The organism is Microbispora sp. H10949 (assembly GCF_014161435.1).
Lineage (GTDB): Bacteria > Actinomycetota > Actinomycetes > Streptosporangiales > Streptosporangiaceae > Microbispora > Microbispora triticiradicis.
Genome location: NZ_JABBWZ010000004.1, coordinates 1 through 24593 on the forward strand (window position 1 = coordinate 1; position 24593 = coordinate 24593).

Sequence of the window (24593 nt, forward strand, 5' to 3'; positions counted from 1 at the left end):
CCCGACCGCCCCCTCATCGAACTCGGCCTCGACTCCCTCACCGCCGTCGAACTCCGCAACCGCCTCACCACCACAACCAACCTCCGACTCCCCGCCACCCTCACCTTCGACCACCCCACCCCCGAGGCCGTCGCGGCGTACCTCGACCGTGAGCTGCCCGGCTCCGCCGAGGACCCGGCCGGTGCGGCCCGCCGTACCGGAGCGGCTCCGGCGGGAGGGCTCGCCGCGCTGCACCGCCGCATGCACGAGACGGGCAAGCACGACGAGGCGGCGGGGCTGCTGGTCGCGGCGTCGCACGTACGCGAGCACTTCGCCGCACCGGACCGGGACCGGCACGCGCTGCCCCCGGTCAGGCTCGCGACCGGGCCCGGCCGCGTCTCCGTGGTCTGCTTCCCCGCGCTCAGCGCGATCTCCGGGCCGCACGAGTACTCCCGGTTCGGGCAGGCGTTCCGGGACGACCGGAACGTGTACGTCGTGCCGTCGCCGGGGTTCACCGACGGGGAGGACGACCTGCTGCCCGGCTCACTGGAGACGCTGATCCAGATGAACGTCGAGGGCCTGCGCCGGTGCGTGGCCGACGACGAGCCGTTCGTGGTCGTCGGCCGTTCCATGGGCGGCGCCGTGGCGCACGCCGTGACCCTCGCGCTGGAGGAGCAGGGCCTTCGACCGGCAGGGCTGGCGCTGATCGACAGCTATCCGATCGACGCCTCCGCCCAGGAGGGCATGGAGTGGTGGCAGGGCGCCATGATCGGCGGCATGCTCGAACGCATCGACCGCTTCGACATGACGCTGCACGACACCAGGCTGACGACGATGGGCGCCTACAACCGGTTGTTCATCGGCTGGCAGCCGAAGCCCCTGGACACGCCGATCCTGCTGCTGCGGGCCGTGGAGCCGCTGCGCGGCACCACGGTCGACCCGGCCGCCCCGGCGCGCTGGCAGGCGTACTGGCCGGTGTCGCACGAGACGGCCGACATCCCCGGCGACCACTTCACCACGCTGGAGGAGCACGCGGGCACGACCGCGGAGGCGATCCGCACCTGGATCGGCACGCTCCGCCTCGACGAGCCGGCGGCGTGAGCCGTCTCTCGGCCGCCGGGACAGGTCAGATCAGGCGGAGGCGGTCCCGTCCGCGCCGGCGGCTCTTCCCGCGCGGGGCAGGACCCGCTGGACGGCCTCGCGGGAGCCGGTGACCAGCAGCCCCTGCTCTTCGGCGTCATCGAGGGCGACGCTGCCGCTGAAGAGGGCGAGGACGCGCGGTGGCGGGCCGGTGATCGTCGCGTCGGCGTCCGGGTCGGCTCCCAGTCGGAGCGAGACCCGGCCGCCGTCGGCGTCGATCACCACCGCCTGGTCCCCGGCGCGGATCTGGATCGAGACCGAGGGCCGATCGGGTTCGTGGTCGGCGAGGAACATCCGCACCGGGAGGCGCAGCCACTGGCCGAGGAAGGCGTCCTCGGGCCGGTAGTCGCGCATCAGGGGCACGCCCCAGCGGCCGAGCGCGGAAAGGACCGGCTCCAGTTCGCCTCCGCGATCGGTGAGCCGGAACAAGGTGGTGGCGATCGGAGGCGGGGCGTCCTCGCGTTCCACGAGACCGGCGGCCTCCATGTCGCGCAGACGGTCCGCGAGCAGGTTGGTGGCGATTCCCGGCAGCCCGGAGCGCAGGTCGGTGTAGCGGGAGGGACCACGGGCCAGAAGCTCACGAACGATCAACAGCGTCCACCGATCACCGATGACGTCGAGGGCTTTGGCCACGGAGCAGTACTGACCATAGGAGCGCACGACCCCAGCCTACCAGGAGGACTTGAGAGAATCACACAGTTGCTTGACTTTCTTGTCTAAGCACTTTAGAAGTACGTCCATGGCTACTCTCGACAGGCGAGCCGCCGCCGCGGACGCGGATCCGTCCTCAGGCCCGCCTCCCTTCACCCCGCCCCCGGGCGCCGGTCACCCACGTGCCGTCTTCGCCGTGCTGGCGCTGGCGGTGTTCGTCTCCACGCTCGACGTGTTCATCGTCAACATCGCCGTCCCGGCGATTCAGGCCGACTTCGCGCACTCCACCGTCGCCGACGTGTCCTGGGTCCTGAACGCCTACGCGATCGTCTTCGCCGCTCTGCTGGTGCCCGCCGGCAGACTCGGCGACGTCGTCGGCCGGCGCCGGGTCTTCACGGCCGGCCTGCTCGCGTTCGGCCTGGGGTCGGCCCTGTGCGCGATCGCACCGTCCCTCGGGTTCCTCATCGCCGCCCGCGTCCTGCAGGGAGCCGGAGCCGCCGCGGTCACCCCGGCCTCACTCGGCCTTCTGCTGCCCTCCATCCCACCGCGGCGCCGGGCGGCCGCGATCGGCGCCTGGTCCGCCCTGGGCGCGGTGGGCGCCGCCTCGGGCCCGTCGCTGGGCGGGCTCCTCACTCAGGTCGGCTGGCACTGGATCTTCATCGTCAACGTTCCGCTGACCGTGATCGTGCTCGCCGGCGCGTATCGCGTGCTGCCCGAGATCCGCGATCCCGCCCGTCCGCCGCTGCCCGACGGTCTCGGCACCGTCGTCCTCGTCGCCGCCGTCTCCCTCGCCAATCTCGGCCTCGTCCAGGGGCACTCGTGGCACTGGGACGGGCGGGTCATCGGCTGCTTCGCCGCCGCCGTCGTGCTCACGGCCGTGTTCGCGGCGCGCTCCCGGCGTCACCGCGCCCCGGTCCTGGAGCTGAGCATCGTGCGCGTCCCGGCGTTCGCGCTGTCGAGCCTGTCGGCGGCCCTGTTCTCCGCCGCGTTCTCGGCGATGCTGCTCGCCAACGTGCTCTTCCTCACCGGGACCTGGCACTACTCGATCCTGCGGGCCGGGCTGGCCCTGACTCCCGGACCCGTGGCGGCCGCGGTGTGCGCGCCGTTCGCCGGCAGGCTCGCGCAGCGCGTCGGGCCCGGACTCGTCGGCGGCGCGGGCGCCCTGCTGTTCGGAACCGGTTCGGTGATGTGGGTCGCGTTCATCGGAGCGGAGCCCGCCTACTGGTCCCTGTTCCTCCCCGCCATGCTCATCGGCGGCAGCGGAGTGGGCCTGGCCCTGCCCGCGTTCACGATCGCCGCCACCTCCACCCTGGCGCCACGGACGCTGGCCACCGGCATCGGCGCCCAGACCATGTTCCGCCAGATCGGTTCGGCCCTCGGCGTCGCCGCCTTCGTCGCCGTCTTCGGCACCCCCACAGCGTCCACCGTGATCGGCGCCCACGACGACGTCCGGTGGTTCATGATCGCCACCGCGGCGGGTGCCGCCCTCGCCCTCGCACTCATCCGCCGGCCACGCCCCGGCGCGACCGGCACGCCGGATGCGGCCGACCGGCACCCGGCCGGCTGACGACACGATCAGGAGAAGAGACATGAACGGTGAGATCGCGGCGCTCTCCCAGGTGGCCACGTGGCCGAACGCGGACCGGCGCGTCAGGATCGTGCTGGCGAACCAGTTCAGGGACGCCGGGCTCGACATGGAGGGGTTCGAGTTCTTCTCGGACCTGTCGTCCCGGACGCCGGGCGACGGGCTCCTGCTGGCGCTCTCCGGCGCCTTCCAGGCCCGTCTGGACGGCCAGGCCGGGGCGGCGATCGCCAAGCTCGACGCCGCCACCTCCCTGGACCTCGGGCTGCCCCACTACTACCGCGGAACCTCCCTGGCCGGTCTGCCCGGATGCGCGGGCCGCGCGGAGACCGTCGTGGCGGACCTGGAGTTCGTCCTCATGGTCAAGGACCAGTTCCCGCCGGGCTTCATGCGGCCCGTCCACGCCGCGCTGTCACGCGCGTACGACCTGCTCGGCCGTACCGAGGAGGCCGCACGGGCGCGCGGGCGCGCCGGTGACCCGGCCACCGACCACCTGATCACCGACCACTGGGGGAGCCCCGAAGACGGGTTCCGTTTCGTCCCCCGGCGCATGGTCGAACACGCGCCGGGCGTCCACGTGGCGCAGGGTTACGACTTCGCCGATGTCGGCTTCGTCGTCACCGGCACCGGGGTGGTCGCCGTCGACGCCGCGAGCACACCCGAGCACGCGGCCGCGGCCCTCCGCGATCTACGCGAGATCACCGACCTGCCGGTCACGCACGTGATCCTCACGCATGCCCACTGGGACCATGTCGGCGGACTCGACGCGCTCACGGCCGACGGTGCCGAGGTGATCGCCCAGGCGAACTTCCCCCACGAACTCGCGCTCCAGAGCTCCGGCCCGCCGCCGCTCGGCTACTACCTCCCGATCGGGCACGACCGCCGCGCCCGGGTCGAGCCCGATCGGCTCGTGCACGACGTGGAGAAGCTGACGATCGGCGGAGTGGACTTCACCCTCGTCCCGATTCCGGGAGGCGAGACCGAGGACGGGCTGGTCGTTCACCTCCCAAGCCTGGAAGTGGCCTTCACCGGCGACATGTGCATGCCCTATCTCGGCGCGCCGACCCTCGCGGAAGGCTCCCCGCAGGGCCTGTTCCAAGCCATGCAGACGGTCATGGACCTGCACCCGCGCAAGCTCGTCCACGGGCATCCCGCGCTGACCGAGAACTACACGATCGAGGCCTTCCCCGGGCTGCTGGCGGCACTGCGCGACCTGGAGGGGGTCATCACGGCCGGGATCTCGGACGGTCTGACGCTCACCGAGATCCTTCGGCTCGACCATCTTCCGGCGAGCCTCAGGGACCATCCCGCCTCGGTCATGCCCTACCTGGTCACCCGCGACAACTTCATCCAGCGCGTGCACCGCCAGCGGACCGGATACTGGCACCGGAGCGGTGAGGGAGTCGAACGGTTCACGTCCGGCGAACTGTCGGCCGCCCTGGACCTGCTGGGTGGCAGGAGCGCCTCGGCCTTCGTCACGGCGGGACTCGAACTCGCCCGGCGCGGCGAGCACCCACTGGCCCTGCACATCGTCGACCTCGGCCTGCTCAGCCACCCCGGCGTTCCCGAGCTCGCCGGCCTGCGGCAGAGCCTGCTGCAGTCGATGGTCGCGCGGAACCAGATGCTCAACCCGTTCAAGTTCATGCACTACGCCTCGCTCGCCGGCCTCGAACTGGAACCGGCCGGCTGATCCCGGCACTCGGCGGCGCCGGACGTGAAAGTTTCGGCTGTCCCGGGCGGGGCGGACGGCCGGGGGCGAGGTCATCGCGGGTGGGCGAGCCGGCGGGGCGGGCCGGCCGTTGCCCCCGTCCCCGGACCGCGTCTATGGTCCGGGGACGCCCGAAGCCGAAGATCGACGCTCCGCCTCCGCGGCCACGTGACGCCAACGCTTCGCCTGGTTCCTCACCGCGGCCCCCGTCCGGGCCTGGCCGGCGGGGCGGCGCCGATCGCGGCCCCGCCCGTCCCGTCCACCCAGGTGAGGCACCCATGAGACGCATGCGCGCGTGGCTCACGGCGCTCGGCACGGCCGTCCTGACGATCGCCGGGCTGATCATGCCCGCACCGGTCTTCGCCGCCCCCGCGACGCTTCGCCCCGGCGTCCTGTGGTACGACACGGCGGGCAACCGGCTGCAGGCGCACGGCGCCGGGGTGTTCAAGGTCGGTTCGACGTACTACATGGTCGGCGAGGACAAGAGCGCGGGCGCGACGTTCACCGCGGTCGCCTGCTACTCCTCGACCGACCTGGCCACCTGGACCCGGCAGGGCAACGCGCTGAGCCGGCAGAGCAGCGGAGACCTCGCCGCCGGGCGCATCGTCGAGCGGCCGAAGGTGATCTACAACTCGTCGACCGGCCAGTACGTGATGTGGGTGCACATCGACAACTCCTCCTACGGGGACGCGCGGGCCGGGGTGGCCACCAGCCCGACACCGTGCGGGCCGTACACCTACCGCGGCTCCTCGCGTCCGCTCGGGTTCGAGAGCCGGGACCTGGGCCTGTTCAAGGACGACGACGGCACGGCGTACCTGCTGACCGAGGACCGCGCCCACGGCCTGCGCATCGACCGGCTGTCCGCCGACTACACCCAGGCGGTGAGCACGACGGCGGTGCTCGCCGACCTGGAGTCCCCGGCGATGGTCAAGGTGAACGGACGATACTTCCTGTTCGCCTCGCACCTGACGGGCTGGTCGACCAACGACAACGCGTACGCCACCGCGACCTCCCTGTCCGGGCCGTGGAGCGGCTTCACCACGTTCGCCCCCAACGGCAGCCGCACGTTCGACTCGCAGACCTCCTCCGTCGTGCCGGTGACGGGGTCGTCGGGCACCACGTACGTCTACGTCGGCGACCGGTGGAACCCCAACGACCTCAACAGCTCGACGCCCGTCTGGCTGCCGCTCTCGATCAGCGGCTCCACCGCCTCGATGAGCGCGTTCTACGACTCCTGGACCATCGACACGGCGACCGGCACCTGGGCGGCCACGTCGACTCCGCCGCAGAGCTTCACGCTGGTCGGCGCCCAGTCGGGGCGCTGCCTCGACGTCGCCGGCGGGGCCGCGAACAACGGCTCGACCCTCCAGATCTACGACTGCAACGGCGGCGCGGGCCAGAAGTGGTCGCTGACCTCCTCCGGGGAACTGCGCACGTTCGGCGGCACGAAGTGCCTCGACGTGTTCGACCAGCGGACCACGGCGGGCGCCCCGGTGGGCATCTGGGACTGCAACGGCGGCGCCAACCAGCGGTGGACGGTCAACTCCGGCGGCACCGTCGTCGGCGTCCAGTCGGGCCTGTGCCTGGACGTGAACGGCAACCAGACGGCCAACGGCACCAAGGTGCAGATGTGGACGTGCAACGGCGGCGCCAACCAGCGGTGGACCCGCACCTGAGACCCCGCCGTACCTGAGACCTCGCGACCCCGCGCCTGAGCCCGGTGCCGGAGACCCGGCCCGGGCCCGGACGCGCGGGCGGGTCACGGCGGGTCACGGTGGTTACGGCGGTCACGGCGGGTCACGGCGGGTTACGGCGGGTTACGGCGGGTTACGGCGGGATCGCCTCGATCGCGGACCTCAGGCGGCGCAGCGCGGGCCCGAGGTCGTCCAGGAGCGGCGTGGCCAGCGCCAGCCGGATCGCGGGGGGACTCCAGGCGCCGGTGGCGAACGCGTCGGCGGTGGACACGAGGATCCCCTCCTGCGCCAGCACGGCCGCCACATGGTCGGGACGCTGGTGCGGCTCCAGGCCGAGCCAGACGATGTACGACCCGGGGTGGGCGACGACGTCCATGCCGCCGAACGCCGCCCGGGCGATGCCCTGCCGGGCGGCGGCGTCCCGCCGGCGGGCCTCCTCCAGCCGGGTGACCGTGCCGTCCTCGACGATCAGGCAGCCGGCGGCGCGGGCGATCTCGACGACGCGGGCACGCCGCTCCCGGTCGAGGACCCAGCCGAGCGGGTTGTGTTGTGCAGGGTAGGCATCGCTTGAACTCCTCCCCGGCCTGACGGCCGGAGCTTCTCCCGTCGTGTCGCGGTCAGGCGACACGCGGGGGTTGACGCTTCGCAGACCGGGCAGCCCCGAGGTCTCCACGTCCTGACACCACAGTTCCTGCGGCGTTGTAAATGTTGATCGCGGCGTTGGTGTCGGCATGCCCGGCCCACCCGCACCCGGGGTTGACACAGGCGTACCTGATCCCGGCCCGGGCCGCCGGGTCACGGTGCCCGCACCGGTGGCAGGTCTGTGACGTACCCGGGGCGGGCACCTTCACCACCAGCCCGCCGCGATCACGGGTTTTGTACTCCAGCAGGGTGACCGTCCGGCCCCACGCCTGCCCGGCGATGGCGCGGTTCAGCCCGGCCTTCTGCCGCACGTTCCGGCCGGGACGCTCGATCGTGCCGGTGGCGGAGCGGACCATGGTCGAAATCCGCAGGTCCTCCACCACGACCACGCTGAAAGTGTCAGCGAGTTCGGTGGTGGTCTGGTGCTGCCAGTCGACGGCCCGGCGCTTGGCTGTCGCGCGGAGCCGGGCGATCCGGTCGTAGGTGCGGGCCAGCCGACGCGAGGCCGGCTGCCCGGGAGGACGAGCGGCGCGCTGGCGGGCCGACTTCTTCTCCAGCCGGCGCAGGCGTTGTTGCTCGCCGTCACGTAGCCAGGGCCCATGCTCGCGCATGGTGCCGTCCGACAACGCCAGGGCGACGGTGATCCCCCGGTCGATCCCCACCCCAGGGCCGGGGTGCGCGGCCGGGGCCGCCGCGACCACCGCTTCGGTGCGGAACACGATCTGCCAGCCGAAGGCGTCCTTCACCAGGCGTGCCCCGGTGACCCGCCCGGCAGGGCCGCCCCTGGTCACGCCGGGCAGATTCTTGGTCCACCGGAACCGCACCCGCCCGACCTTCGGCAGACTGACCGCACCCCACCGCCGGTTCACCCGCTTGACCTGCAAGTCGCGGGCCTGCGGCACATCCACCGCCAACCGGGTCCGGAACCGGCCCTTGAACGTAGGCCGGTTTGCGGGATGGGCAGGGTTGAAGTAGTTCGCCCACGCCTGCCGGTAGGTTCTCAGCACCGCCTGCGCCGCCTGGGCGGGCAACCGGCCCATCCAGTCGATCTCCCGGCGCGCCGCCCGGATCGCCGCGTCACAGTCCTTCACCGTCGCCAACCGGCCCTGCCGGAAGGTGCAGAACTCATGCAGCAGATTCCACAGCGCGCGGGCGGTATGCGCCTGACCGTCCAGCACCGCCACCTGGGCGGCGCTGAGGTCGAGACGCGCTACGTGCGCACGAGCCCGTCTGGCCACCTCCACACCCTGATCGTACCCTCGGGTTTACACCACCGTGACGGAATCCACACGAAGAGTGACACCGGATCTACGCACCGGACGCCGCTGTCCACCCCCACACCCACCTGGTGCCCATGACGAAAGACCGGCGCGAGACCTTAACCAACCCGATGCCGGTCCGCTGCTGCCAGCGGCGCCGACGTTCGCCAAACCCGAGATCGCCCTCGGGTTCCCTCCGCCGTTCGGCGGTTCCCAGCGGCTGCCGCGCCACGTGGGCCGCAAGCGCGGCCTGGAGATGATCCTTACCGGCGATCCGATCCCCGCCGCCAGGGCCGCCGAGATCGGACTGGTCAACGCCGTCGTGCCCGCCGCCGACCTGCTCGGCGCCGCGCGGGATCTGGCCGGCCGGATCGCCCGGCACGCGCCGACGGCCGTCGCGGCCTGCCTTCGGTCGGTCACCCGGGGAATCAACCTGCCGATCGACGAGGGACTGGCGGTCGAGGCTGCCTGTTTCGCCGCCACCGTGCCCACCGACGGAGTGCGGGACGGCCTGCGCCGGTTCCTCGACCGCTCCGGCCGGCCCTGAAGGCCACGCGAGCCGGCCACGCGAGCCGGCCACACGAGCAGGCGGCACGATCCGGCCGCATGAGCCGGCTGTGGGGACGCGACGCGGCCGGCGCCGCGCCCCACAGCGCCCCCTCCCCGCGCTCCTTGACGGCTGCCTCAGCCGCTGAGCTGCTGCAGGATGCCCAGACGGTCGGGGAGCACCTCGTACTCCACGATCCTGCCGTCGCGGAACCGGATCGTGCTGATGCTCTGGCCGCTGAAGCGGCGCCCGCTCGGCGGGGCGCCGAACACCTCGCCGCGCTGCACGCCCTCGATGGTCCAGTAGACGACCACCCGGTCGCCCTCGGCGACGGTGTCCGTCACGGTCGCGGTCACGCCTTCGACCGCCGAGCGCAGCCAGGTGATGTGCTGGACGAACCCCGCCCGCCCGAGGTTGCCCCCGGCGGGCACCGCGCCGTCCGTCGCCTCGTCGGCGACGATCTCGTCGAGGACGTCGAGCCGCCCCTGCGAGACGACCTCCTCGTAGAAACGCCTGGCCACCGTACGGTTGATCTCGGTGGTGCTCGTCTCCGTCGTGCTCATCGGCGGTCTCCTTCTCCTGTCGGTTGCTGTGGTCGGTGCGTGCGGGTCACGGGCGTACGGGCGGCAGCGGGAGGATGCCGAGGCTCGCGTCGAGGCCGCCGTCGACGACCAGGGCGGTCCCGGTGACGTACGACGCGGCGGGCGAGGTGAGGAACCAGACGGCCTCGGCCTGCTCGCGGGGCTCGGCGAACCGCTGGAGCGGGATGCGGCGCTCGATCTCGGCGGTGAGCACGGGGTCCCGGCGGACCCCGGCGTTGATCCGCGTCCAGGTGAGCCCCGGGGCGAGGGCGTTGACCCGGATGCCGTCGGGCGCGTGGTCGATGGCCGCGGCGCGGACGAGGTTGATCAGCGCGCCCTTCGACGCGTTGTACGCCCAGTTGCCGGGGTCGGCGCGCAGCCCGGCCACGGACGCGGTCACCACGACCGCCCCGCCCCCGGCGGCGCGCAGGGCGGGCACGGCGGCCCTGATGCCCAGGATCGGGCCCCGGAGGTTGACCGCGAAGATCCGCTCCGCGGCCTCCACCGCCCCCGGGGACTCCCACGGCCGGGTGCCGCCGATGCCGGCGTTGAGCACGACCGCGTCGAGGCGGCCGAACTCGCGGACCGCCAGATCCACCGCGGCGTGGTTGGTCTCCTCCCGCGACACGTCGCCGGCCAGCGTCAGCACGCCGTCGAGCACGGCGAGCTCCTTGAGCGCGTACTCGTCGTGGTCCACGGCGAGCACCGCGACGCCGCGCTCCGCGTACAGCTCGGCGGTGGCCCGGCCGATGCCCGACCCCGCGCCCGTCACGAGGACGGCGCGCGGAACCGGGCCGGCCGAGGAGCCAGCGGAGCCGGAGGAGGGGTTGGGCGAGGTCATGGAGCCTCCAGGTTGAGGGCGGCGTGCGGGAGTGCTCCCGCCGTACGCCCCGCGTCGATCCGCGGGACGGCGGCGAGCAGTTCTGCGGTGTAGGCGGCGCGCGGGGCGCGGAAGACGTCGGCGACGGCGCCGGTCTCGACCAGCCTTCCGTCCTTCATCACGGCCACGCGGTCGCAGACCTGGCGGACGACGCCCAGGTCGTGCGAGATGAACAGCAGCGCGACCCCGGCCTCGCGCCGCAGCTCGGCGAGCAGGGCCAGGATCTGCGCCTGCACGGTGACGTCGAGCGCGGACACCGGCTCGTCGCAGACGATCACCTCGGGGCCCGGGGCGAGCGCGCGGGCGATCGCGACCCGCTGGCGCTGGCCGCCGCTCAGCCGGGCGGGCACGCGGTCCAGCAGGGCGGGGTCGAGCCCGACCCGGCCGAGCAGCGCGGCGACCCGCTCACGCCTGCGGCGTCGCGGCATCCTCCCCGGCACCGCCTCGCCGACGACCCGCTCGACCGTGAAGCGCGGGTCGAACGAGCTCAGCGGGTCCTGGTCGACGAGCTGGATCCGGGAGCGCCGCGAGCGCCGGTCGCGCTCGCGCAGCCCGGTCCACGGCTCGCCGTCGAGCAGCACCGTCCCGGCGTCGGGGACGATCTCCGCCAGCACGATCCGCGCGGTGGTGCTCTTCCCCGACCCCGACTCGCCGACCAGGCCGAGCGCCTCCCCCGCGCGCAGGTCGAACGACACGTCGCCGACGGCCGTACGCCACGATCCGTCCGGGGAGCGGTAGCGCTTGGTGACGCCCCGCACCGAGACGACGGCATGGTCCTTCACCCGGACCGGCGCCGCCGGCGCTCGGGAGGCGGTGGCGGGCCGCGCCCGCCCGGGGTGGAAGCAGCGGACCATCCGGCCCTGCCCGTCCGGCCCGTCCTCCCCGTCCGGCCCGTCCTCCCCGTCCGGCCCGTTCTCTCCGTACGACACGGGGGGCGGCGGCTCGGAGCGGCAGCGGTCGTCGGCGAGCGCGCAGCGCGGGGCGTACGGGCAGCCGGTGGCGGCCGGGGGTCCGGTCCGGACGATCGGCAGCCCTCGCACCGGACCGCCGCCCGGGTTGTCCGGGCCGTCCAGGCCGGGCACGGCCGCCAGCAGGTCGGCGGTGTAGGGGTGGGCGGGAGACGCCAGCAGGGCCGCCGCCGGTCCCCGCTCCACGACCACGCCCGCGAACAGGACGGCGATCTGGCCGGCGAGCCGGGCGACGACCGCGAGGTCGTGGCTGATGAGCAGCAGCGCCGTGCCCCGCCGCCGCCGCTCCTCCAGCAGGCCGAGCACCTGCGCCTGCACGGTGACGTCGAGTGCCGTGGTGGGCTCGTCCGCGATCAGCAGGGCGGGTTCGGCCGCGATGGCGGAGGCGATCAGCGCCCGCTGCCGCAGCCCTCCGGACAGCTCGTGCGGATACTGCAGGAACCTCACGTGCGGGTCGGGCACCCCCGCCTCGGTGAGCAGCCGGATCACCTGGTCGTCGAGGTCGTCGCGGCGCGCCAGGCCGTGCACCTCCAGGGCCTCCGCCACCTCCAGGCCGACCCGGCGGAGCGGGTCGAGCGAGGTCAGCGCGTCCTGCAGGACGTAGCCGATGCGGCGGCCGCGCAGCCGCCGCCACTGGCCGCCGCCCAGCGTGCGCAGGTCCCGTCCCTCGAAGGTCAGCGTCCGCGCGGTCACCCGGGCGCCCGCGCCGGCGAGGCCGAGCAGCGCCCGGGCCGTGACGCTCTTGCCCGATCCCGACTCGCCCACCACCGCGAGGCACTCCCCCGCGCGCAGCGACAGGTCGACGTCCCGCACGGCCGGCACGACGCCGCGCCGGGTGGCGAAGCCGACGGAGAGCCCCGCCACCTCCAGCAGCGGCGCGGAGGGGTGGTCGCCGCTCATCGGGCCTCCCGTCCTTCGTAGCGGGCCTGCAGGGCCCGCCCGGCGACGGTGGCGGACAGCACGGTCAGCGTGATGGCCGCCCCCGGGAACAGAGCGAGGGTCCAGCTCACGTCGAGGTAGTCGCGCGACTGGGCGAGCATCGCGCCCCACTCGGGGGCGGGGGGCTGCGGGCCGAGCCCGAGGAAGCTCAGCGACGCCCCGGCGATGAGCGCGGTGCCGACGTTGACCGTGGCCAGGATCAGCAGGGGCGCGATGACGTTCGGCGCGATGTGCCGCAGCAGGATCCGCGCCGGGGCAAGGCCGAGGCCGACCGCCGCCCGCACGTACGGCGAGCCGCGGACGACCAGCGCCTGCGCGCGCACGACCCGGGCGAACCCCGGCGCGAGGGCGACGGTGATGGCCAGGGCGGCGTTGCGGGTGCCGGGCCCGAGGACGGCCACGACGAGCAGGGCCATCAGGACGGCCGGGAACGACAGCAGCACGTCGGCCAGCCGCATGGCCGCCTCGCCCGCGACGCGGCCGCCCAGCGCGGCGAGCAGCCCCCAGGCGGCGCCCACGACGCCGGCGAGCAGGGTGGAGCCCACGCCGACGAGCAGCGACGGCCGCGCGCCGAAGACCAGCCGGGCGAGCACGTCACGGCCGAGCTGGTCGGTGCCGAGCGGGTGCCCCTCCATCGGCCCGCGCAGCGCGAGCGCCGGGTCCACCCGGTCGGGCGCGTGGGCGAACAGGCCGGGGAAGGCCGCGGCCAGGCAGACGAGCGCGAAGAACGCGACGGCCAGCGCGACACCCGGCCGGGGCAGCCCCACCCTCGGCAGCCTCACCTTCGGCAGGCCGGCCCGCGTCGGCTCGTACGGCCCGCCCGCCGCCGCGTCCGGGACCGCGCTCACGCCGCCGCCCCGATCCGCGGGTCGGCGAGCCCGTAGAGCAGGTCGACGACGATGTTGATCAGGGAGAAGGTGAGCGCGGAGAGCACCACCACACCCGTCACGACCGGGAAGTCCCGGCCGCGCACCGCCGCCACGACGACGTGGCCGAGGCCCTGCCGGGCGAAGACCGTCTCCACGACCACGGTGCCGGCGAGCAGTTCCCCGAGCACCCAGCCGGAGAGCGTGAGCACCGGCAGCGCGGCGTGCCGCAGCGCGTGGCGCACGCGGATGCGGTGCTCGGTGGCGCCGCGCGCCCGGGCGGTCAGCGCGAACGGCTGGTCCAGGGCGCGTTCCAGCCCTTCCCTGGTCACCTGGGCCAGCACCCCGGCGATGGGCAGCGCGAGCGCGGCGCACGGCAGCACCAGCGCGGCCGGGCCGTCGTCGCCGATCACGGGGAACCAGCCCAGGTGGAAGGAGAAGGCGGCCAGCAGCAGGATGCCGATCCAGAAGTTCGGCGTCGAGATCGAGCAGAACTCGACGGCGCGCGACAGCGCCCGCAGGCGTGGCCGGCCGGCCGTGAGCGTGGCGAGCACCACCGCGAGGCCGAAGCCGAGGGCGGCCGCCCCCGCCGCGAGCGCCAGGGTGGCGCCGATCTGCTCGCCGATCACCTGGCTCACCGGCCGGCCCAGCTGGTAGGAGCCGCCGAGGTCGGCGCGCAGGAGCCGGCCGAGGAACAGGGCGTACTGCACGACGGTCGGCTCCTGCAGGCCGTACTCCGCGCGGATCGCGTCCAGCACCTGGGGTGTGGCGTTGGCCTGGACCCCGCCCGCGATGACGCGGGCGGGGTCGCCGGGCACCAGCCGCATCCCGGCGAAGGCGAACGTGGCGGCGCCCCACAGCACGAACAGGGTCAGCGCCAGCCTGCGGGTCAGCCGGCGGGCCAGCGGCGGCACGGGATCACGCCCCCAGCCACACGCCGTGGAAGACCGGGTAGGTCTGGGCGTCGAAGGCGACGCCGCGCGCCTTGGCGGAGAAGGCGGTGAGCTGCACCGGCGTGTAGAGCGGCAGCACGTACGCCTGCCGGAGCACCTCGTGCTGGACGGCTGCGTAGTCCTTCGCGGCGGTGGCCGGATCGGACGTCTCCGCCGCCTCCTCCACCCAGGTGTCGATCCGCGGCGAGTCGACCAGCGCGACGTTGCCGCCGGCCTTGGCGTAGGTGTTGCCCGAGGCGAACGCGAAGCGCAGCACGTCGGGCGTGGGCCGGGCGAAGCTGACGTCGACGAGGTCGTACTCGCCGCCGATGAGGTACTTGCTCACGAACGCGCCGGTGTCCACGGCCGGCCGTTCGATCTTTATGCCGGCGAGCTTGGCCTGGGCCTGGACGCCCTCGGCGAGCACGTCGCGCTGCTCCTTGTTGCCCTCCGCCCAGTAGGGCCAGGTGAGGGCGAGGGTCTTGCCGTCCTTCACGCGGTAGCCGTCGGAGCCCTTCTTCCAGCCCGCCTCGTCGAGCAGCCGCTCCGCCGCGGCGAGGTCGTAGGACGCCAGTTCGCTCTCGGCCGTCGCGTCGTAGGCCGCGGTCGTGCGGCTCAGCGGGTTGCGCGCGACGGGGAACCGGCCGAAGTAGATGTTCTTCACCAGTTCGGCGACGTTCACGGCGGCCGAGAGGGCGCGGCGCACGCGCACGTCCTTGAGCGGCCCGCGGGTCTGGTTCAGATAGAGGTTGTAGTTCAGGCCCGGCGTCTCCTGCGCGGTGAGATCAAAGTCCCCGAGCGACCGCAGCCTGCCGGCGTTGACCGGCGGGACGCCCGCGATCGCCTGGACCTGCCCGCTGGTGAGCGCGCCGTACCGGGTGGCGTCCTCTGGGACGAACTCGAACACGAGGCCGTCGAGGTAGGCCGCGCCCTGGTGGGACGCACCGGCGGGCGGCGAGGCGTAGGCGGCGTTCTTGCGCAGCGTGACCCGCTTGTCCTTCTCCCAGGAGACGTAGGAGAAGGGGCCGGTGCCGACCGGGCTATAGTCCGCGACCGGCTTGGCCAGCGCCGCCGGGCTCTGGATGCCGAGGTACGGCACCGACAGGGCCTGCAGGAACGGGGTGAACGGCCGCTTCAGCGTCACCTCGACGACGTGGTCGTCCACCACCCGCGACTTCTCGTACGGCGCGATCAGCGACGCGGCGTAGGCCGACTTGGTGGCCGGGTCCACCACGTGGTCGAGCGTCGCCTTCACCGCCTCGGCGGTGAAAGGCGTGCCGTCGTGGAAGGTGACGCCGTCCCTGAGGGTGAACGTGTAGGTCCGTCCGTCTCCGGACACGGCCCACTTCGTGGCGAGCCAGGGCCCGAAGGTGGCGGGACCGGTCTGCACGACCAGGGAGTCGAAGATGTTGCGGTCGATCAGGCCGGTCACCGCGGTGGCCGCCACCGCGGGGTCGAGCGACACCTGCGTGCCGGCGAGCGCGTAGGTGAGGGTGCCGCCGGCCACCGGGCCGGCCGCGCCGGCCCGTCCGGCGGACGGCTCGTCCCGTCCGCCTGTCGTGACGACCAGGACGAGGACGATGGCCGCGGCCGCAACCAGGGCGGCCGCCACGACCGCCGGACGCCTGGACCGCAGGCTGCCCCGCCGCCCGGCCGGTTCGTCGTCCACTTGGGTGGCGGTGTCGTCGCTCACTGACATCGGTGAGGCCTTTTCTGTCGCGATGGGAAAAGGAGAGAGCGGGGCACGCGGGCGCGCCGAAATAGCCGGAACCCGGCGGAACCGGCGGATCGATTGGCGAATTCCCGTCCCGCGGACCAGGAGAATTCAGGACATCGACGGAATCACACCACGACAAAACGCGACGGTCAACTTATTACGCCATTGTCACCGACCCATTTGCGATGCCGATTGAAATCAATTCGAATTCCCTATGGCAACCTGTGCGGCGAGCGCGCCGGGGAATTCCGCGACCGAGGAGAAGAATTCACGCAGGGCCGCGCAGGCACTCGACTCGATCTCCGGGTCGAGCCCTCGCCTGCTCAGCAGGCGCAGCCCGACCGGGTCCTGCGCGGGCAGCGGAGTGATCTCCTCCAGGCCCTTCGGCACGCCGAACGCGGTGGGCAGCAGGGCGATGCCGAGCCGGGCGCGTGCCGCGGCCAGCACACCCTCCAGGTTGACCGCCTCCGTGGTGATCCGCACCGGCCAGCCGAGCCCCTCCAGCACGCTCACGGCCTGCCGCCGCAGGGCGCACGGCTCCTGGAAGGCCACCAGCGGCACCGGCCGGTCCGGCGGCGGGAGGAACCAGCCCGGCGCGGCGAGCCAGCGCAGCGGCAGCGCGGCGACCTGCCTGCCGCCGACGCCGGGCACGACGCCGAGGATCAGCGCCATGTCCAGCGTCCCCTTCTGGGTCGCCTCGGCCAGGGGGGTGCTGCGGTCCAGCCGGAACACGACGTCCCGCGTGGGCAGCGCCGCCATCAGCGCGCCGAGGAGGTCGGGCAGCGTCTGGTAACCCGCGTGCTCGACGGCGCCGACGGTCAGCCCCGCCGTCCGCTCGGCCCCCAGCCGGCAGAGGGCCTCGTCGTGGACGGCGAGCAGCCGCCGCGCCTCCACGAGCAGCGTCTCGCCCGCCATGGTGAACCGGGTGGACCTGCCGGTCTTCTCCACCAGCGGTTGCCCGATGACGCGTTCCAGCGATCGGACGTGCTGGCTCACGGTCGGCTGGCTGGTCCGCAGCGCGGACGCGGCCCGGCCGAAGCCACCGCAGTCGGCGATGGCCACGAACGTTCGCAGTTGCACGAGGTCGAGCAGTGCTCCCATACCCGCGATAATAACCCCTATTACCTACATGAATAAGGGACCATCAGGGGTAGGGTTCCGCCACCATCGGACGGCGGCCGCGGCGACCTCGGGCGGGACCCGGTGCCCGCCGCGGAACTCCTCGTACGTCACGTCGTACCCGCCGTCCCGCAACTCGGGGACGAGGCGCCTGCTGCAGCGGTCGATCGGCAGCACCCGGTCGGAGGTGCCGTGCGAGACGAAGACGCGGGGCCGGCCGTGCCGGATCATCGGAGCCATGAAGCCGGGAGAGAACGCCAGCACGGCATGGAACAGATCGCCGTTGGCCAGCCCCAGCGACAGCGCGTAGGAGGCGCCGTCGGAGAACCCGGCGACGGCCACGCCGCCGAGTTCGACGGCCACGCGGGCGAACGTCTCCTCCAGGGTGGCGTCGATCCTCGACACGTCCGCGCCGTAACCGCCGACGATCACGTCCCAGGTGGCCGAGACGGCCTGCGGCGCGAGCAGCGGCACCCCGAGACGGGTCGCCTCGGGGGCCAGCCACTCCAGCGCCTGTTCCGCCGTGCCGCCCGCGCCGTGCAGCACCACGGCGAGCGGGGCCGGCCCGTCCCCGAGGCCGGGCGGCACGTGCAGCAGGGCGCGGCCGTCGAGGCGGTGGGTTCCGGGCTCGGGAGGCGACGCCGCCCGCGGCACGGCCACGGGACGCGCGGACAGCCGGCCGTGCCGCACGCCCTCCTCGGGCTCCGCGTGGGGACGGCTCCGCTCCGGCGTGGTCATCGGCCTCACCTCCCGCTCACCGGTCTACCCGCGGCTCGCGTGATCACCTCCGCGTCCGCGCGTACCAGGGGGAAGGTCCTGTACGGCTGCCGCACCCGCGCGAAGCGACGGGACGGCCGGCTGGAATAGTACCCACCTGCACGCATCCGCCCACGACCCCACCCGCACGCCCTCACCCGTGCGATCCCACCTGCACGACCACCGCGAACGGACGGCCTCACGTGACCGATGCCCGTTACTGCCTCTTCGATCTCGACGGCACGCTGACCGACCCCGAGATCGGCATCGTCGCCTCGCTGCGCCACGCCCTGGCCGCCGTCGGGTTCCCGGAGGTGGACCACGGACGGCTCCGCGCCCTGATCGGCCCTCCCCTCCAGGACGGCTTCCTGATGCTCGGCGTCCCCGAGGAGCGCCTCGGCGACGCGGTCCACGCGTACCGGGAGCGCTTCGCCGAGACCGGGATGTACGAGAACGAGGTGATCGCCGGCATCCCGGCCGTGCTGGAGGCCCTCGTCGCCGAGGGCTGGACCCTGGCGGTGGCGACGTCGAAACCGGCCGTCTTCGCGGCGAAGATCCTCGCGCACTTCGGCCTCGACGGCTTCTTCGCGTACGTCGCCGGGGCCACGCTGGACGGGTCGCGGCGGCACAAGGCGGACGTGGTCCGCCACGCGCTCGACGTCCTCGGCGCGCCGCCGGACGCGACCGTCATGGTCGGCGACCGCCTGGAGGACGTCGCCGGGGCCGCCGCGTGCGGCGTCCGGACCGTCGCCGTGACGTGGGGGTTCGGCGACCCGGCCGAGTTCGGCGCACCTGTGTTCACCGGCGCCGGGCTCCTCGCGGTGGTGGAGACGCCCGGGCGGCTTCTCGACGTGCTGTCGCGGACGGCGGAGGCCCCTCCGTATCCGTGATCAGTCGACGTCGACCCAGTCGAGCGTCCGCTGGACGGCCTTGCGCCATCCGGCGTAGCCGCGCTCGCGCCGCTCGTCGGTCCAGGTGGGCTCCCAGCGGCGGTCCTCGTGCCAGTTGCGCCTGAGATCGTCGGTGGACTTCCAGAAGCCCACGGCGAGCCCGGCGGCGTACGCCGCGCCGAGCGCGGTGGTCTCGGCGACGACCGGCCGGGAGACCGGTACGCCCAGGATGTCGGCCTGGAGCTGCATGCACAGCTCGTTGGCCGTCACTCCGCCGTCCACCCGCAGCACGTCGAGGACGACGCCGGAGTCCTGCTCCATCGCGGTGACGACGTCCCTGGTCTGGTAGCAGATCGATTCGAGGGTGGCGCGGGCCAGGTGGGCGTTGGTGTTGTAGCGGGACAGGCCGACGATCGCGCCCCGGGCGTCGGCGCGCCAGTACGGCGCGAACAGGCCGGAGAACGCGGGCACGAAGTAGACGCCGCCGTTGTCCTCGACCTGCCGGGCGAGCGCCTCGCTCTGCGCCGCCCCCGAGATGATGCCGAGCTGGTCGCGCAGCCACTGCACGGCGGAGCCGGTGACCGCGATCGACCCCTCCAGGGCGTACACGGGCTTGGCCGAGCCGAACTGGTAGCAGACCGTGGTGAGCAGGCCGTGCCGGGACCGGACGAGCTCGGTACCGGTGTTGAGCAGCAGGAAGTTGCCGGTGCCGTAGGTGTTCTTGGCCGTGCCGGGCTCGAAGCACACCTGGCCGACGGTCGCGGCCTGCTGGTCGCCGAGGTCGCCCGCGAGCGGGACCTCGCCGCCGAGCGGACCGCCCGCGCGGGTCACGCCGAAAAGGCCGGGATTGGCGGACGGCCGGATCTCGGGGAGCATCCGCCGGGGCACGCCGAAGAACGACAGCAGCTCGTCGTCCCAGTCGAGCGTCTCCAGGTCCATCAGCATCGTGCGGCTCGCGTTGGTGGGGTCGGTCACGTGGACGCCGCCGTCCACGCCGCCGGTGAGGTTCCACAGCAGCCAGGTGTCGGTGGTGCCGAAGACCGCGTCGCCGCGCTCGGCGGCCTCGCGGACCCCGGGGACGTTCTCCAGGATCCACTGGATCTTGCCGCCGGAGAAGTAGGTGGCGGGCGGCAGCCCGGCCTTGCGCCGGATCACCTCGCCCTTGCCCTCCCGTTCCAGGGCCGCGGCGATGCGGTCGGTGCGGGTGTCCTGCCAGACGATGGCGTTGTAGTACGGGCGGCCGGTGCGCCGGTCCCAGACGACGGTCGTCTCGCGCTGGTTGGTGACGCCGAGCGCCGCGAGGTCGGCCGCCCGCAGGCCCGCCGTACGCATGGCCGTCTCTGCGACCGCGCGGGTGCGCTCCCAGATCTCGGTGGGGTTGTGCTCGACCCAGCCCGCCTGCGGCAGGATCTGCTGGTGCTCCAGCTGGTGGCGGGCGACCTCGTTGCCGGACCGATCGAAGATCATGAAGCGGGTGCTGGTCGTCCCCTGGTCGACCGCGCCGACGTAGTCAGCCATCTCAGCCGTTCACCGGGCCTTCAGGAGGTCGGGCCGATTTCCGGCTCGGGCTCGGGCATCGCCGACTCGTCACCGGTCGGGGGCGGCGTCTCGGCGGCCGGTGTCTCGATGTCGGCCTCTCCGCCGATCATCTTCTCCAGCCCGCCGTCGTCCGGCTCCGGCGTCAGCGGCTCCGGTGAGGTGCCTCTCGCGTCCCGCGCTCCGGATCTTTCGGCAACCACGTCCGCGTCTCCTCCCACGTGTCCTCTCCGCCGTCCGCCGGTCCCCCCGGTCCGCGGATCGCGCATGACCGCTCACCTGCCCCCGTTGTACGGTCCTCATTCACCTTCTCACAGACCCGTACGGAGCGTGCGTGCGCGACGGTCTCCGGAGGTCCGCGGCGGGTACACGTCAGACAGCCGGCGGCGGGCCGGGAGCGGCGGGGGCGTGCGGATGGACAGGCGGCGGCGTGACCTGGTCGACCGGGACCTGGAGGAGGCGGCGGCGGACCTGCTGGCGCACGACCCCCGGCTCCGCGGCCTGGACGTGCGGGTGTGTTTCGACGGCGCGGTTGCGCACGTCGAGGGAGACGTGCCGGACGCCGCCGCTCTCGCGGTGCTGCGCGAGCGGCTCGGCCAGCTGGCCGGGGTGCTCGCCGTATGGGACCGGGTGCGGGTGGCCGGCGTCGCCCCCCGGGTCGTCGATCTCGGCTGCGGCGGCACCAAGCAGCACCGCGACAACCTCGGCCTCGACCTGTCCCCCGGGCCGATGGTCGACGTGCTGGCCGACCTGTCGCGCGGGGTGCCGCTGGCGGACGAGTCGGTGGACCAGGTCTTCGTGGTGCACGTGCTGGAGCACCTCGCCGACTACCTGCCCCTGCTGCGGGAGTGTCACCGGATCCTGCGGCCCGGCGGGGTGCTGCACGTCCTCGCTCCCTGGTGGCGGCATGTCAACGCGGTGGCCGACCCCACCCACCTGCGGCTGATCGACGTCGCGACCTTCAAGCACCTGTGCCGGCCCGACGGTTCGGGCCGGTGCTGGTTCCCGTTGCTGGTCACCCGCGACGAGTCCACGGTCTACGCGGACCTCGTGCCGGCGAAGGACGGCATCACTCCCGCGGACGAGCGGCGGCTGGCCCGCTTCTTCGACTGAGCCGGGTGAAGCACCGGTCATCTGTTTCAAAAAACGTTGATACCGATCGGCCTCGGACCGTGTGAGGGCGAGTATCGAAGGTAGGTAATGAAGGACCCCTGGGGGTGAGCACGATGGAGCAGGGCATCCCCCCTCCTACGGAGAAACACGATCTGCTGGGCGCGCTGACGAACATGCTGGCGGACAGCCACCTGACGGCGTTCGAAGGCATTCCGGCGCTCATCGACGATTACAAACACCTGGCGGGCTTCGACGGGATCTCCGTCTACCTCTGCGACCTGCAGCAGAACGTGTTGCGCAGGCTGTGCGGCCCGGCCGGGGAGGACGCCCAGCCGGAGGAACTGAAGATCGACACCACTCTGGCGGGCCGCGCCCTGCAGGAGGTGCGCCCGCTGCGCGGCGACAACCCGGTCCAGTGGTGGGTTCCGATGCTGGACGGCACCGAGCGCCTGGGAGTCCTGCACATGCGGCCCACCGCCGAGGACGCCGGCCTCGGCGACCGGATGCGGCACATCGCCTCCCTGATCTCCCTGATCGTCGTGAGCAAGCGGTCGTTCAGCGACTATCACGCGCGGCTCGTGCGGACCCGGCCGATGCACGTGGCGGCCGAGATGCAGTGGAACCTGATGCCGCCGCTCACCTTCGCCACGCCGACGGTGGCGATCGGCGCGGTCCTCGAACCGGCGTACGAGATCGGCGGGGACGCCTTCGACTACTCGACCTCCGGCAACGTGGCGCACGTCGCCGTCTTCGACGCGATGGGACACGACGTGTCGGCCGGGCTGACCGCCAACCTCGCCGTCGCGGCCTGCCGCAACAACCGGCGGCAGGGCCACGGCCTGGCGCAGAACAGCGAGATGATCGAGCGTGTACTGATCGACGAGTTCGGCCGGGCCGACCGCTTCGTCACCGCGATCATCGGCGACCTCGACCTGGACACCGGCGTGTTCAGCTGGATCAACCGCGGCCATCACCCGCCGGTGCTGATTCGCGGGGGCCGGTGGATCGCCACCCTGAAGTGCCCACCCGCCCATCCGATGGGACTCGATCTCGGGCTTCCCGTCACGCTCTGCCGGGACCAACTCCAGCCCGGCGACCGGCTGCTCCTCTACACCGACGGCATCACCGAGATGCGCAACCCCGACAGCGGCGAGTTCGGCCTGGGCCGGCTCGTCGAGTTCATGATCAAACAGAACGCCGCGGGGCTGCCGGTGCCCGAGACCCTGCGGCGGCTGATCCGCACCGTGATGGACTACCAGAATCACCGGCTGCAGGACGACGCCACCGTGCTACTCCTCGAATGGCACGGCGCCGCCTACGAGAAGCTCAACCCCTGAGCACCGCGGCCCGTCAGAGCGCCGGCGCCGATCAACGTTGCGTCGTCCCCCGAGGGCCGAGACGCGCAGCCGTACCCTGGCGCGACTACCGGGACCGGCCTGGCAATCAGACCCACCTGAGCAACCCGGCCACATCACGAGCTCACCCTCAGTAATGCAGGGCCGCCGCGAGTGCCTCGGCCAGGGTCACGGGCGGGCGGCCGATCAGGCGGCGCAAGTCGCCGGAGTCGGTGTACATCTCGCCGCGGTTCATACCGCGGTCAGCGTCAGCGAGGACCTCCGCCAGCTCGGCGGGCAGGCCCGCGGCGTCCAGTGCCTGGGCGAAGTCGGCCACCGGGAGGTCAGCGTAGGTAACCTGCTTTCCGGCCGCAGCGGAGATCGCGGCGGCGAGCTCGGTCAGGGTGAAGGATTCGTCGCCGCCGAGCTCGTACACGGCGCCGGTGTGGCCTTCAGTGGTGAGGACGACCGCTGCGGCCTCGGCGTAGTCGGCGCGGGACGCGGCGCTGATCCGCCCCTCGCCTGCGGCGCCGACGACCGCGCCGTTCTGCAGGATCTGCGGCAGTTGGCTGGTGTAGTTCTCCAAGTACCAGCCGTTGCGCAGCAGCACGCTGGGGATTCCGCGGTCCCGCAGATACGCCTCGGTCTCGCCGTGCGTGGCACCGATGACGGTGGTGGCCGTGTCCGCGTGCGTCGTGCTCGTGTACGCCACTAGCGACACGCCTGCGGATGCCGCGGCGTCGATCACGCGGCGGTGGTTGGCGACCCGCTCGCCCACAGGGACCGAGGCCGAGATCAGCAGCAGCCTGTCCGCCCCCGCGAATGCCTCGGCCAGGCCGTCCGTGTCCGCGAAGTCGGCGCGGCGTACCGTGATGCCTCGGTCGGCCAAATCCTTGATCCCGGCGATGTCCCGGCCGGTCGCGATGATGTCCGCGGCCGGAATCCCGCGCCGCAGCAGTGCCTCGACGGTGAGCCTGCCCAGCTGGCCGGTGGCTCCAGTGACGACGATCGGCATGATGGTCATTCCTTCCTTCCGCGCGTGCCTCGCACGCCTGCCGCGGCCGTCCGCCGCGGGATGGAACACAGAATGACCTGGACACTCTCTGTTGGCGAGTAGCCACTTCTTGGTAGGGTACTTACCGCAGCGAAAGCATTGAGGTGAGCCGTATGGCTGCTGTCGAGAATGTGACCGGGCCCATGCCGTCATTCGATCCGTACGAGCGCGGCTGCCCGTCGCGGGACCTGCTCGACCAGATCGGCAGCAAGTGGGCGGTCCTCGTGCTGGGCGAACTCGGCCGGAACGGGACCTCCCGGTTCGGTCGTCTCCGGCAGGCGCTGGCGGGCGTGAGCGAGAAGATGCTCACCCAGACGCTGCGCACCCTCGAACGCGACGGGCTGGTCAGCCGGACCGTCTACCCAGAGGTGCCGCCGCACGTGGAGTATGAGCTGACCGCGCTCGGCCAGACGCTACGGGAACCGCTGAAAGCGCTCACGGAGTGGTCCGTGCTGCACATCGAAGAAGTCATCACCGCCCGCGAAGAGTACGACGACCGCACTGAGCGCACCAGGTAATCAGCGGCGGCCAGCGGTCTGGTCATAGACGGCCGCCTCGCCGAGACCGGCCCGACAATCAGACCCACCTGAGCCACCCGGCGACATCACGAGTTCAACCTCAGTAATAGGAAGATCGGCGGCCGGACAGTCCGGGCCGGTGGATTCGTTCTCGACCTTGCCGAGAAAACCGCGGCCGGTGAATTGGG

23 protein-coding genes are annotated in these 24593 nt (G+C 72.8%); 9 read left to right on the top strand and 14 right to left on the bottom strand.

Features of this window, described 5'->3' with window-relative positions:
• The coding region (locus tag HHX40_RS10590) for an alpha/beta fold hydrolase (protein WP_182880418.1) at window positions 1-1080 on the top strand (1080 nt) is incomplete at its 5' end.
• A gap of 30 nt (window positions 1081-1110) precedes the next feature.
• Here HHX40_RS10590 and HHX40_RS10595 read toward each other — a convergent pair.
• Window positions 1111-1779, bottom strand: coding sequence for a winged helix-turn-helix transcriptional regulator (locus HHX40_RS10595; RefSeq protein WP_182880419.1), 669 nt, complete (start codon window positions 1777-1779; stop codon window positions 1111-1113).
• Between the two features lie 79 nt (window positions 1780-1858).
• On the opposite strand from HHX40_RS10595, the gene HHX40_RS10600 reads away from it, so the two are divergent.
• The 3 genes from HHX40_RS10600 (at window position 1859) to HHX40_RS36480 (ending at window position 6736) form a co-directional block, all read left to right on the top strand.
• On the top strand, window positions 1859-3337 hold the full coding sequence (locus tag HHX40_RS10600; protein WP_182880420.1) for an MFS transporter: 1479 nt from the start codon (window positions 1859-1861) through the stop codon (window positions 3335-3337).
• Between the two features lie 22 nt (window positions 3338-3359).
• Window positions 3360-5042, top strand: a complete 1683-nt coding sequence (locus tag HHX40_RS10605; RefSeq protein ID WP_182880421.1) for an MBL fold metallo-hydrolase — start codon at window positions 3360-3362, stop codon at window positions 5040-5042.
• A gap of 296 nt (window positions 5043-5338) precedes the next feature.
• Window positions 5339-6736 carry a lectin gene (locus HHX40_RS36480; RefSeq protein ID WP_182880422.1) on the top strand — a complete coding sequence of 466 codons (1398 nt, stop codon included), beginning with the start codon at window positions 5339-5341 and terminating at the stop codon, window positions 6734-6736.
• 151 nt (window positions 6737-6887) lie between these two features.
• Here HHX40_RS36480 and HHX40_RS10615 read toward each other — a convergent pair whose 3' ends face one another.
• Both HHX40_RS10615 and HHX40_RS10620 read right to left on the bottom strand, forming a co-directional pair.
• Window positions 6888-7382, bottom strand: coding sequence for a hypothetical protein (locus HHX40_RS10615; protein ID WP_220498996.1), 495 nt, complete (start codon window positions 7380-7382; stop codon window positions 6888-6890).
• The gene (locus HHX40_RS10620; RefSeq protein WP_182880810.1) at window positions 7372-8634 is read right to left on the bottom strand and encodes an RNA-guided endonuclease InsQ/TnpB family protein; all 1263 of its coding nucleotides are present in this window, start codon (window positions 8632-8634) and stop codon (window positions 7372-7374) included. The genes HHX40_RS10615 and HHX40_RS10620 overlap by 11 nt, the downstream gene beginning before the upstream one ends.
• Before the next feature lie 58 nt (window positions 8635-8692).
• Between HHX40_RS10620 and HHX40_RS10625 the strand changes: the two genes are divergently transcribed.
• Window positions 8693-9202 (top strand): enoyl-CoA hydratase-related protein, encoded by a 510-nt coding sequence (locus HHX40_RS10625; protein WP_220498997.1) that lies wholly within the window; start codon window positions 8693-8695, stop codon window positions 9200-9202.
• A 137-nt stretch (window positions 9203-9339) separates the two neighbouring features.
• On the opposite strand, the gene HHX40_RS10630 is transcribed toward HHX40_RS10625, so the two are convergent.
• The 8 genes from HHX40_RS10630 to HHX40_RS10665 all read right to left on the bottom strand — a co-directional run bounded on the left by HHX40_RS10630 (window position 9340) and on the right by HHX40_RS10665 (window position 17942).
• Entirely contained in the window at window positions 9340-9765 is a 426-nt protein-coding gene (locus HHX40_RS10630) for an ester cyclase (protein ID WP_111699481.1), read from the bottom strand.
• Between the two features lie 46 nt (window positions 9766-9811).
• Window positions 9812-10624, bottom strand: coding sequence for an SDR family NAD(P)-dependent oxidoreductase (locus HHX40_RS10635; protein ID WP_182880423.1), 813 nt, complete (start codon window positions 10622-10624; stop codon window positions 9812-9814).
• Entirely contained in the window at window positions 10621-12531 is a 1911-nt protein-coding gene (locus HHX40_RS10640; RefSeq protein WP_182880424.1) for an ABC transporter ATP-binding protein, read from the bottom strand. Before HHX40_RS10640 ends, HHX40_RS10635 begins: the two co-directional genes overlap by 4 nt.
• Complete coding sequence (locus HHX40_RS10645) at window positions 12528-13418, bottom strand: ABC transporter permease (protein WP_310738028.1); 891 nt, start codon at window positions 13416-13418, stop codon at window positions 12528-12530. Before HHX40_RS10645 ends, HHX40_RS10640 begins: the two co-directional genes overlap by 4 nt.
• Window positions 13415-14350 (bottom strand): ABC transporter permease, encoded by a 936-nt coding sequence (locus HHX40_RS10650; protein ID WP_310738029.1) that lies wholly within the window; start codon window positions 14348-14350, stop codon window positions 13415-13417. The genes HHX40_RS10645 and HHX40_RS10650 overlap by 4 nt, the downstream gene beginning before the upstream one ends.
• A 4-nt stretch (window positions 14351-14354) precedes the next feature.
• A complete protein-coding gene (locus HHX40_RS10655; RefSeq protein ID WP_182880425.1) occupies window positions 14355-16067 on the bottom strand; it encodes an ABC transporter substrate-binding protein in 1713 nt (570 codons plus the stop codon).
• Between the two features lie 216 nt (window positions 16068-16283).
• Window positions 16284-17186, bottom strand: coding sequence for a LysR family transcriptional regulator (locus HHX40_RS10660; RefSeq protein WP_111699485.1), 903 nt, complete (start codon window positions 17184-17186; stop codon window positions 16284-16286).
• A 24-nt stretch (window positions 17187-17210) separates the two neighbouring features.
• Complete coding sequence (locus HHX40_RS10665; protein ID WP_182880426.1) at window positions 17211-17942, bottom strand: alpha/beta hydrolase; 732 nt, start codon at window positions 17940-17942, stop codon at window positions 17211-17213.
• A gap of 221 nt (window positions 17943-18163) precedes the next feature.
• Here HHX40_RS10665 and HHX40_RS10670 point away from each other — a divergent pair, with 221 nt between their 5' ends.
• Entirely contained in the window at window positions 18164-18850 is a 687-nt protein-coding gene (locus HHX40_RS10670; protein ID WP_182880427.1) for an HAD hydrolase-like protein, read from the top strand.
• Here the strand turns inward: HHX40_RS10670 and glpK are convergent, their stop codons facing one another.
• Both glpK and HHX40_RS10680 read right to left on the bottom strand, forming a co-directional pair.
• A complete protein-coding gene (gene glpK / locus HHX40_RS10675) occupies window positions 18851-20368 on the bottom strand; it encodes a glycerol kinase GlpK (RefSeq protein WP_182880428.1) in 1518 nt (505 codons plus the stop codon).
• Window positions 20369-20388: 20 nt separating this feature from the next.
• On the bottom strand, window positions 20389-20589 hold the full coding sequence (locus HHX40_RS10680) for a hypothetical protein (RefSeq protein ID WP_138463273.1): 201 nt from the start codon (window positions 20587-20589) through the stop codon (window positions 20389-20391).
• Between the two features lie 211 nt (window positions 20590-20800).
• Between HHX40_RS10680 and HHX40_RS10685 the strand changes: the two genes are divergently transcribed.
• Window positions 20801-21499 (top strand): class I SAM-dependent methyltransferase, encoded by a 699-nt coding sequence (locus tag HHX40_RS10685; RefSeq protein WP_182880813.1) that lies wholly within the window; start codon window positions 20801-20803, stop codon window positions 21497-21499.
• Window positions 21500-21612: 113 nt separating this feature from the next.
• The gene (locus HHX40_RS10690) at window positions 21613-22836 is read left to right on the top strand and encodes a PP2C family protein-serine/threonine phosphatase (RefSeq protein ID WP_220499034.1); all 1224 of its coding nucleotides are present in this window, start codon (window positions 21613-21615) and stop codon (window positions 22834-22836) included.
• 148 nt (window positions 22837-22984) lie between these two features.
• On the opposite strand, the gene HHX40_RS10695 is transcribed toward HHX40_RS10690, so the two are convergent.
• On the bottom strand, window positions 22985-23848 hold the full coding sequence (locus HHX40_RS10695; protein ID WP_220498999.1) for an SDR family oxidoreductase: 864 nt from the start codon (window positions 23846-23848) through the stop codon (window positions 22985-22987).
• Between the two features lie 152 nt (window positions 23849-24000).
• Between HHX40_RS10695 and HHX40_RS10700 the strand changes: the two genes are divergently transcribed.
• On the top strand, window positions 24001-24405 hold the full coding sequence (locus tag HHX40_RS10700) for a winged helix-turn-helix transcriptional regulator (protein WP_182880430.1): 405 nt from the start codon (window positions 24001-24003) through the stop codon (window positions 24403-24405).
• The last annotated feature ends 188 nt before the right edge of the window (window positions 24406-24593 follow it).